Origin of the sequence: Nonomuraea sp. NPDC049709, from assembly GCF_040674815.1 — a bacterium.
Taxonomy (GTDB): Bacteria; Actinomycetota; Actinomycetes; order Streptosporangiales; family Streptosporangiaceae; genus Nonomuraea.
In genome coordinates this window covers 1-7,229 of record NZ_JBFANM010000177.1, presented here as the reverse complement: position 1 = coordinate 7,229, position 7,229 = coordinate 1, and the positions used below count along the sequence as shown (strand labels likewise).

Annotated in this window: 10 protein-coding genes and 1 pseudogene; 4 read left to right on the top strand and 7 right to left on the bottom strand. The window is 68.1% G+C overall.

Annotation, left to right across the window (positions count from 1 at the left end; genetic code table 11):
• Nucleotides 1-270: 270 nt before the first annotated feature.
• The 4 genes from AB0J69_RS61195 to AB0J69_RS61180 form a co-directional block, all read right to left on the bottom strand.
• Nucleotides 271-1,464 carry an MAB_1171c family putative transporter gene (locus tag AB0J69_RS61195; protein WP_364138470.1) on the bottom strand — a complete coding sequence of 398 codons (1,194 nt, stop codon included), beginning with the start codon at nt 1,462-1,464 and terminating at the stop codon, nt 271-273.
• A 15-nt stretch (nt 1,465-1,479) separates the two neighbouring features.
• On the bottom strand, nt 1,480-2,022 hold the full coding sequence (locus AB0J69_RS61190) for a hypothetical protein (RefSeq protein WP_364138468.1): 543 nt from the start codon (nt 2,020-2,022) through the stop codon (nt 1,480-1,482).
• Complete coding sequence (locus tag AB0J69_RS61185; protein ID WP_364138465.1) at nt 2,019-2,489, bottom strand: helix-turn-helix domain-containing protein; 471 nt, start codon at nt 2,487-2,489, stop codon at nt 2,019-2,021. The genes AB0J69_RS61190 and AB0J69_RS61185 overlap by 4 nt, the downstream gene beginning before the upstream one ends.
• 158 nt (nt 2,490-2,647) lie before the next feature.
• The gene (locus AB0J69_RS61180; protein WP_364138462.1) at nt 2,648-3,844 is read right to left on the bottom strand and encodes a sigma factor-like helix-turn-helix DNA-binding protein; all 1,197 of its coding nucleotides are present in this window, start codon (nt 3,842-3,844) and stop codon (nt 2,648-2,650) included.
• 297 nt (nt 3,845-4,141) lie between these two features.
• Between AB0J69_RS61180 and AB0J69_RS61175 the strand changes: the two genes are divergently transcribed.
• From AB0J69_RS61175 to AB0J69_RS61165, 3 genes are all read left to right on the top strand, one after another.
• Complete coding sequence (locus tag AB0J69_RS61175) at nt 4,142-4,480, top strand: hypothetical protein (protein WP_364138459.1); 339 nt, start codon at nt 4,142-4,144, stop codon at nt 4,478-4,480.
• Between the two features lie 14 nt (nt 4,481-4,494).
• Nucleotides 4,495-4,866 (top strand): hypothetical protein, encoded by a 372-nt coding sequence (locus tag AB0J69_RS61170; RefSeq protein WP_364138456.1) that lies wholly within the window; start codon nt 4,495-4,497, stop codon nt 4,864-4,866.
• 403 nt (nt 4,867-5,269) lie between these two features.
• The gene (locus tag AB0J69_RS61165) at nt 5,270-5,428 is read left to right on the top strand and encodes a hypothetical protein (RefSeq protein ID WP_364138453.1); all 159 of its coding nucleotides are present in this window, start codon (nt 5,270-5,272) and stop codon (nt 5,426-5,428) included.
• A 72-nt stretch (nt 5,429-5,500) separates the two neighbouring features.
• On the opposite strand, the gene AB0J69_RS61160 is transcribed toward AB0J69_RS61165, so the two are convergent.
• Nucleotides 5,501-5,785 (bottom strand): hypothetical protein, encoded by a 285-nt coding sequence (locus AB0J69_RS61160; protein ID WP_364138450.1) that lies wholly within the window; start codon nt 5,783-5,785, stop codon nt 5,501-5,503.
• Nucleotides 5,786-5,809: 24 nt separating this feature from the next.
• On the bottom strand, nt 5,810-6,214 hold the full coding sequence (locus AB0J69_RS61155; protein ID WP_364138448.1) for a hypothetical protein: 405 nt from the start codon (nt 6,212-6,214) through the stop codon (nt 5,810-5,812).
• Between the two features lie 167 nt (nt 6,215-6,381).
• On the opposite strand from AB0J69_RS61155, the pseudogene AB0J69_RS61150 reads away from it, so the two are divergent.
• Nucleotides 6,382-6,507: pseudogene (locus AB0J69_RS61150) on the top strand (FAD-dependent oxidoreductase); the annotation flags it as partial.
• Nucleotides 6,508-6,518: 11 nt separating this feature from the next.
• On the opposite strand, the gene AB0J69_RS61145 reads toward AB0J69_RS61150, so the two are convergent.
• A complete protein-coding gene (locus AB0J69_RS61145) occupies nt 6,519-7,124 on the bottom strand; it encodes a group II intron maturase-specific domain-containing protein (RefSeq protein ID WP_364138473.1) in 606 nt (201 codons plus the stop codon).
• Between the last annotated feature and the right edge of the window lie 105 nt (nt 7,125-7,229).

Sequence of the window (7,229 nt, the reverse complement as noted above, 5' to 3'; positions counted from 1 at the left end):
TAGGCCAGGCGAAGGAGCACAGCCGATCATCCTGCCGCACGCGCTCCCGGCTGACCGGAGCTCGAGTACGCCACACGAAGCCCTCGCAGGGCCATTACGTGGGCGGATGTAATTATCGGCAGGCGCAGTGGCCGGCGGCCCCCTCCTCATGGCGTTGGACGCCAGCCTCCTGATCGTGGTCGAGGGCGGTATACAGCTCCTGTTCATCGTGACCTTCGTCCGCACTCACCCGCACCGATTCCGCAGGGCACGGGGCGCCTGACGGCGGGCTCACCCATGGTGGGACTGGTGCTCCAGCCGATGGAAGGCGCGGGCGACATCGCGCAGGAAGACGGTGTCGCTGTCGAGGTCGCCCCCGCCGGGAGTGTGCGAGGCGGGGCCGGAGACAGCGGTCGCGCCGAGCGCCTTGGCGTGCAGGGCGGCGTGGAGCGCGGCGGCCTCTGCGGCGGTGTCCAGGGCCTGGCCGCTCAGCCCGGCCTGGGCAGCGCGGGCGCGGGCGGCCGTCGCGGTGTCCAGGTCGAGGTACGGCATCAGCGCCAGGCGGCCGTCCCTGATCTCGATGACCCGGCGGTAGAGACGCAGGTTGAGATCGCGTACCGTCACCAGTTCGACCAGGGCGGGGCTGGGAGGGGTGAGGGCGATGTGCGGGCTGGCCGCGTACAGGGCTCGCCAGAGGGGACGCAGCGCCTGGTAGGTGCGGTAGCGGCTCAGCCACGCGAGCGACTCGGAGGCGTTCACCAGCCGGCCCCAGGCCGGCAGGGTCGCGCCGATGAGCACCAGCAGGTGGGCCAGCATCGGCAGAACCCCGTCGATCAGGACATGTCCGGCGGGCGGATAGGAAAACCCGAAGCGCTCGGAGGCGAAGACGAGAGCCTTGTGCAGGTTGTAGCCGATGGCCAGAAAGGCGCCGATGGCGACCAGTCGCAGGCCGACGCGCAACAGGGGAGCGGTGCTCATGTGCGCGTAGGCCCAGCCGAGCACGGCCATGCTCGCGAACGCCGGCGTCAGGTAGGCGATGTAGACCAGCCAGTATTCGAGCACCCAGGGGTCGCCCGCGTAGCGTGCGGCGAAGCGGGCGTCGTCCACCGGGGTGTCGGCCAGGACGAACAGCACGCTCATCGCGGCGAAAGTGGCGGCCAGGAAACCGAGGTGCAGGCGGGTACGCGGCTGCACCTCGGTGATCGGATGGTTCAGGTGCCACAGGAAGGTCCGGGCCGACCAGGCCACGACGAGCATGCTGCCGTGACCGAGCAGCCGGGCGAGGTTCGGGACGCCGCTGACGCGGCCGGCGAACGCGTACACGGCGGGGGTGAGCAACGTCAGTGACAGTGACAGGCCGAGCAGGACGAGCCAGACGGTGTCCCTGGCCGGGTCCGGTGCACCGCGCCGGCCCTTGCTGACGCGGTAGGCGAGCAGCACCCAGGCGACCGCGGCGGGGCCGTAGTGGCGTAACGTGTCCGCCATCGTGAGCGCCTGTCGTCAGCTCGGCCGCTCGGGCCCGCCGGAGCCGGACCAGTCGAGCAGGGTTTTGATGCGGCCGGTCAGCGCGTTGGTCTCGGCCGCCACCTGGAGTGGGGCGAGCCGCCTGGCGCGCTGCTGGATGAGCGAGGCGAGCAGTTCCGCCTCCTGCTCCTCGATCTCCGTGTACGCGGTCCGCCCCAGAACGCGGCGCACCATCCCCTGGTCGAGGTCGGGCAGCAGGTACCGCCACTGATCAGGCTCGGGCGCACCCGAATGGTAGTGGTTGCACAGCAGGTGACTGAGTTCGTGCAGAATGATGTGCTGCTGATGGTGGGAGGTGGTCGTCTGCTCGTAGAAGATCAGGTCGGTCTCGTCGAGTGCCACCCACATGCCGCACACTTCGACGCCCCGTGCCATCGGCATGAGCCGGATGGGCCGGCGCCGCTCGGCGGCCACGAGTTCGCACAGCGCCTGAGTGCTGAACGGTCTCGGCAGCGGTAAGGCATCGACCTTCGACTCCAAGCTACGGCGCAGCCGTCTGAACGGAACTGCGGACATCATGCCCCTCTGGTCGCGTCAGGCAGTCCTTCCAGCTCGCGAACCCGCTCGACCATCTCGGTGATGGCGTTGAGGCTCTTGGGGGAGAGACCCGAGGCGCGCAGGGCGATCTGTCTGACCGACGTGTCACGCAGAGCATTGAGCAGCTCAAGCTCCGCGTCGATCCGTTCGGCCGCCGCCTGGTCGAAGAAGTAGGCGGGCGGCACCCCGAAAAAGCCCGCCAGCGCTTCGAGGTGACGCTTGGTCGGATTGTCGCGCAGACCCTTACGTAGCTGCCAAATGTAGGTGGCAGAGATCGTCGGACCACCACTGTCCCGCAGCGCGGCGGCGACCTCCTCGTGGGAGTATTCGCCACCGTCGCGCGGACGCACGGTGTGGAACAGGTGGTCAAGCTTGGTCGCGAGCGTACGCGCGGCTTCCGTTGAGCCGTTGGACATCCACACCTCCTCGCCCCCGTAGTACAGCTTCACCCTAACATCTCCGAAACTCAGATGGCTGGAATCCGGGCATCTCTCTCACGCCAGTTGACGATCGAGAGGGTGCGGGGATGTCCGCCGGACATCCCCGTTCAAGGGCGCTCGTGTCAGGCCGGCATGGGGGCCGGCTTGTTGATGAGGGCGATGTTCATTCAGAAGCCGGCCGAGGCGAGCAGATGCATCAGGGTGGCCATCGCCTTGTCGTCGTGGTGTTTGGCGACCTCGGCGTACAGGTCGTCCGGTACACGATCCGCTCCGGGCTGGAAAACGGCGTCGGTCAGCGCCAGTGAGGCCCGCTCCGTGCCGGTGAAGTACGGCGCGTCCCGCCAGGTCGCCACGGCCACGATCCTGGCCTCGGACTCGCCCGCCGCACGAAGGTCGGCCGAATGCCGTAGCACCTGGTACGTGCTGCCGACGATCTGGCCGGCACGCAGGTAGACCAGGCCGATCGAGGTCGCGGGCACCGAGCCGTTGCCGGTGGCCTTGACCATCATGCCTGCCAACTCCTGGATCTCGGGCAGGTGAACGTGGGCGTCGGGGATCCGTGCCTCTACGGTGCCCTCCATGCTGTTCGGGAACGTTGTCGCCCCCATGAGCCCTCGCCCGCCGTCGATGTGACAGGTGACCGGGGGGATTCCTGCGGCGTCGGCGAAGTGGCGTACCCGCTCGGGGTCGCGGAGCGCGTCGATCGCGACGATCCGGTCATCAGCGACGGTGAACATCAGCACGGCCAAGGGCCGATCGTCGATGATGACCAGCGCGCCCACCCCGTCATCGACCAGCACCGGCCGCAGCCGCCTGCCGTGCGGGCCACGGGAGTGCCTGGCCACCGCGCCGCGAACGACGACACGCCGGCCGTCGTCCCCGAGATCGGAGGTCAGGACGACTTCGGGATGGAGGATCTGGAGCAGGGCGTCGAAGTCACCGGCCCGCGAGGCGGCGTGGAAGGCGTCGACGACCTGGCGCCGGCGTGCCGGATCGGGGCCGGGCGACGGGGACTCCGCGCCGCTCACCCGGCGCCGTGCCCGGCTGGCGAGCTGCCGCGTGGCGGTCGGCGTACGGCCGAGAATGCCGGCGATCTCGTCGAACGGCAGCTCGAACATGTCATGCAGCACGAACGCCAGCCGCTCGGCCGGGCCGAGCGGGTCGAGCACCACGAGCAGGGCCGGCCCCACCGAGTCGGCCAGCAACGCCTCCTGCTCGGGGTCGAGCGCGCCGTCCAGGACCACGACCGGCTCGGGCGGCCGCCGCCGGGAGCGCAGTACGTGTAGGCATTCCCTGGCCACGACGGTGGTCAGCCAGCCGCCGAGGTTGTCGATCCGGTCCGCGTCGGACCAGCAGAGCCGCAACCACGCACGGCCTCCGCCATCGACCCCAGGATCCGGTACGCCGCCGCCCGCAGCCGCGACCGATGCTGCTCGAACCGCTCGGCCAGCCACTCGGTCTCCTCCCATCATCCCTTCGTCAGGCCTCAAGGGCGTGAGCCCCTGAGGGCGGCGAATGTGACGCCATTAGCTGACATGTATCTAAGTCAACGTATTGATTCACATTGGTTGACGACTGCGCTCATAGCAGTTTATGTTTCTGGCGTCTCCATCAACTTGCATGAAGGGACGCCTTCGCGTGGCGTCCCGGGAGGAGAACCGTTGAAAAAGCTGCGCACGTCCCTGACAGCACTGGCCGTCACCGCGGCGTCCCTCACCCTGACCGCACCGCCCGCGACCGCCCACGCCGCGACCGAGATGGGCTGTCAGACGTCCCGCGCCGTGCTGGACTTCCGTGACAACACCACCGGCCGCTACTACTGCAGCGGTGTCCACGCCGTCGGCAAGCGGGCGGACTACTTCACCGCCAACCACTGGTCCGGCTGGCTGGACACGAGCACGGGGGACATTCTGTTCTGCGACGGCGAACGCTTCTCCATGCTCGGCGTCCACGTCTACAACCTCGTGCTGAACGAGACCAGAGCCGGCTGGTGCCTGTGATGGGCCGAATCCGGATGTCTCGAACAGCGCTGCTCTTCGCCGTCGCGGCGGCACTGGCCACCCCGGCACCACTGATCACGACGCCCGCCCACGCGGCCCCCTCCGGTGGCGGGCAGGTCACCCTCTTCCGCAATCCTGACTTCACCGGGCCGGCGTTCAGCCGCTCCTACACTGACTGCGCGGTCACGGCCACGCTGACCGGCTCCGTCGGCTCCTTCGACAACCGGCCACCCGCCGGTTGCAGCGTCGCGCTCCAGTCCCGCCCCGGCTCGGCCTTCGTGTTGTGCGCGGGTCGCGGCGTCGTACCCACGGCCTTCCGCCAGGCCGGCCGCATCGTCATCAAACCCGGCACCACCCCTCTGTGCGCCGTCACCTCGGCCGCGTGACACCCATGTGAAGGAGCTGACATCCATGAAACGCGTCATCCGGCGTTCACGCGCCTCCTGGTCGCGCTGACAGCGGGACCCTCCCTCCTGTTGCTGACGGCCACCCCGGCCCTGGCCCACCAGGAAGCCTCGTACGGCACCGCGCAACGGGTGTCCGCGGTGCGCACGACATCGCGCCGAGTGTCTGGTTCAACCTCAGTGACCTCGGCATCGGCTGTCCGGCGGCGGCGTCGGCCAGGTTCTATCCGACCTGGACGGTCTCGAACGTCACCTCGTCCTCCGCCTACGTGCGCACCCTCAAGATGAACTTCGTCCCCGCCGCGTCCGGAGCGACCATCGGCGCCCCCGGCCTCGTGGACGGCAACGGCGGCAACCGCTGCACGGCCTGTGGGACGTTGGCCCCGTGTCCAGCGCCGGGATAACCAAGACGTTCACCTTCAACCGAACGGTCAACTTCGGCGGGAGCGGTCTCTACTTCATCCAGCGCTTCTCCCTCAACAGCGGCGGGCCCGGCGTCCGCTCGGGGCCGAAGTCCGTGTACTTCTACCTCCGGCCCATCTAATTCAGCGGACGGTTGGGCAGGCATCAAGCTGTGGGGGTACGTCGGCTGTTCGCCGACGTACCCCCACAGTTGTCAGAACCAGAGCCACAGGCCGTACATGACGAATGGCGGAGCCGGATAGCGCTGGCACTTGTACGTCTGTGCCAGTCCCATCCCGACGAATTGCCGGCCCAGTTCGTGGCACCTGTTGGGATCGACGAAATTACCCCAGTGATGCCAGGTCGCGAGGGCCGCGGTGGTGGTGGCCGCCCGCGCGGACCGGACGTCGGTCGCGGTCGCCGGCGAGGCCAGGAGCACGCCGGACAGCACGGTCAGGCCCGCCACGAGCAGGGCGAGCCGTCCTCGGATCGATCGCATGCCGCACTCTCTTCCCTGCTGCTCTCAGCAACTCTGCCTGATGACCCGTGAGGTCTTGATCCTTGCGCCAGGGGCCGCGCTGTCCCGCTCGATGATGGTGCGGAAGTTGTGCGTGCCGGTCCCCGCGCAGTTGAAGCTGACGTACTGGTCGTAGCCGGGGCCGTTGACGGTGCGGGTCGACAGGTAGTCCCACCACTCCCAGCCGCGCTCCCACTGGATCGATATCTTCGCGGTCGCGTTCGCGGGGCAGTCGGACAGGCTCCCGAACCCCCAGATCTGATTTCCGCTGCGGTAGGTGTAGCCGATCTGTACGTCACACGCGGCGGCCTGAGCGGACGACGCCGTGAACGCGATGCTCGACGAGGCGAGAACAAGGGCACCGAACAGGTACGACACCGCACGCCCCGCTCTCCTGGCTGTCTTCGGCATACTCCGATCTCCTTTACGTGAGCTTATGAGCTCACTTGAAAATAAACTGAGATAAAAGAGGTGTCAACTGGCGTGGATGAAAGATTGGACTGCATAAGCTGAGACGGGTTCAGGCTCGCGATATCCGGTTGCCCGACACGCGGGAGCGGTGGCCAGGATGTGTCGGCATGGAAGAAATGGAAGAAGTGGTAGTGATCGGCGGGGGCCAATCAGGACTCGCCGCCGCCCATGCGCTCATCGCACGAGGAAGACGTCCGCTCGTGCTGGAGGGCCGCGACCAGGCGGGCGGCTCGTGGCCGAGCTACTACGAGAGCCTGCGCCTGTTCACTCCGGCCTGGTTCAACGCGCTGCGCTTGTGCGGTCGGCTCGAAGCGCGGTGTCGGTGTTGCCACCGGTCCGTTTCTCCGAGCCGCCGTCCCGAATCCGCCGTGCGGCTCTCACCGCAACGGGCTCTCCACGTGTCTTGCCCGGTGGTCAGCTTGCGGCTGCCGGTTCGATGGTCCACGGAGTCGGGATGACCGATCCGCGGTATGGGTAGCGGACGATCGCGACGCTGGACGGGCCGCGGAAGGCCACCGATCCTTCGGCGAATCTCCAGCCCTGGTCGCAGAATCTTCGCAGATGGCTGCGGGGTATCCGGTGTTTGCGAAGGAGCCATCGGGCGATCCGGCTGCCACGCGTGGCGGTCGATCGCGGCGAAGGTCTTCTTGGACACGCCATGGCGGAAGTAGTGCGCCCACCCGGCCAGCAGCCGGTTCAACCCACTCAGCAGGGCGGCCAGACTCTGGTTGCAGGTGTGCCTGTAGGTCCGTTCCGAGATCCGGTCCTTGATCGCCTGGACGGCTCTCGCGGACGGTCTGGTGTAGACGACGAGCTTGCTCGTGCCGCGTTTCCGCTGGCCGGCCACCATCACCAGGCCGGCAACAGGTAGAGGATCGCCCAGCCGCCCAGGCGTGCGGCCCCTGCCAGAGCGTCGGCCGCCCTGTCTATCTCCGTCCGTGTGTGCTCGGGCAGC

What these genes read in the sequence shown, in the direction of transcription:
- AB0J69_RS61170 (WP_364138456.1), top strand. Translation starts at nt 4,495, where the DNA reads ATGTCTCGAACAGCGCTGCTCTTCGCCGTCGCGGCGGCACTGGCCACC.
- AB0J69_RS61145 (WP_364138473.1), bottom strand. Translation starts at nt 7,124, where the DNA reads ATGGTGGCCGGCCAGCGGAAACGCGGCACGAGCAAGCTCGTCGTCTAC.
- AB0J69_RS61160 (WP_364138450.1), bottom strand. Translation starts at nt 5,785, where the DNA reads ATGCGATCGATCCGAGGACGGCTCGCCCTGCTCGTGGCGGGCCTGACC.
- AB0J69_RS61195 (WP_364138470.1), bottom strand. Translation starts at nt 1,464, where the DNA reads ATGGCGGACACGTTACGCCACTACGGCCCCGCCGCGGTCGCCTGGGTG.
- AB0J69_RS61155 (WP_364138448.1), bottom strand. Translation starts at nt 6,214, where the DNA reads ATGCCGAAGACAGCCAGGAGAGCGGGGCGTGCGGTGTCGTACCTGTTC.
- AB0J69_RS61190 (WP_364138468.1), bottom strand. Translation starts at nt 2,022, where the DNA reads ATGATGTCCGCAGTTCCGTTCAGACGGCTGCGCCGTAGCTTGGAGTCG.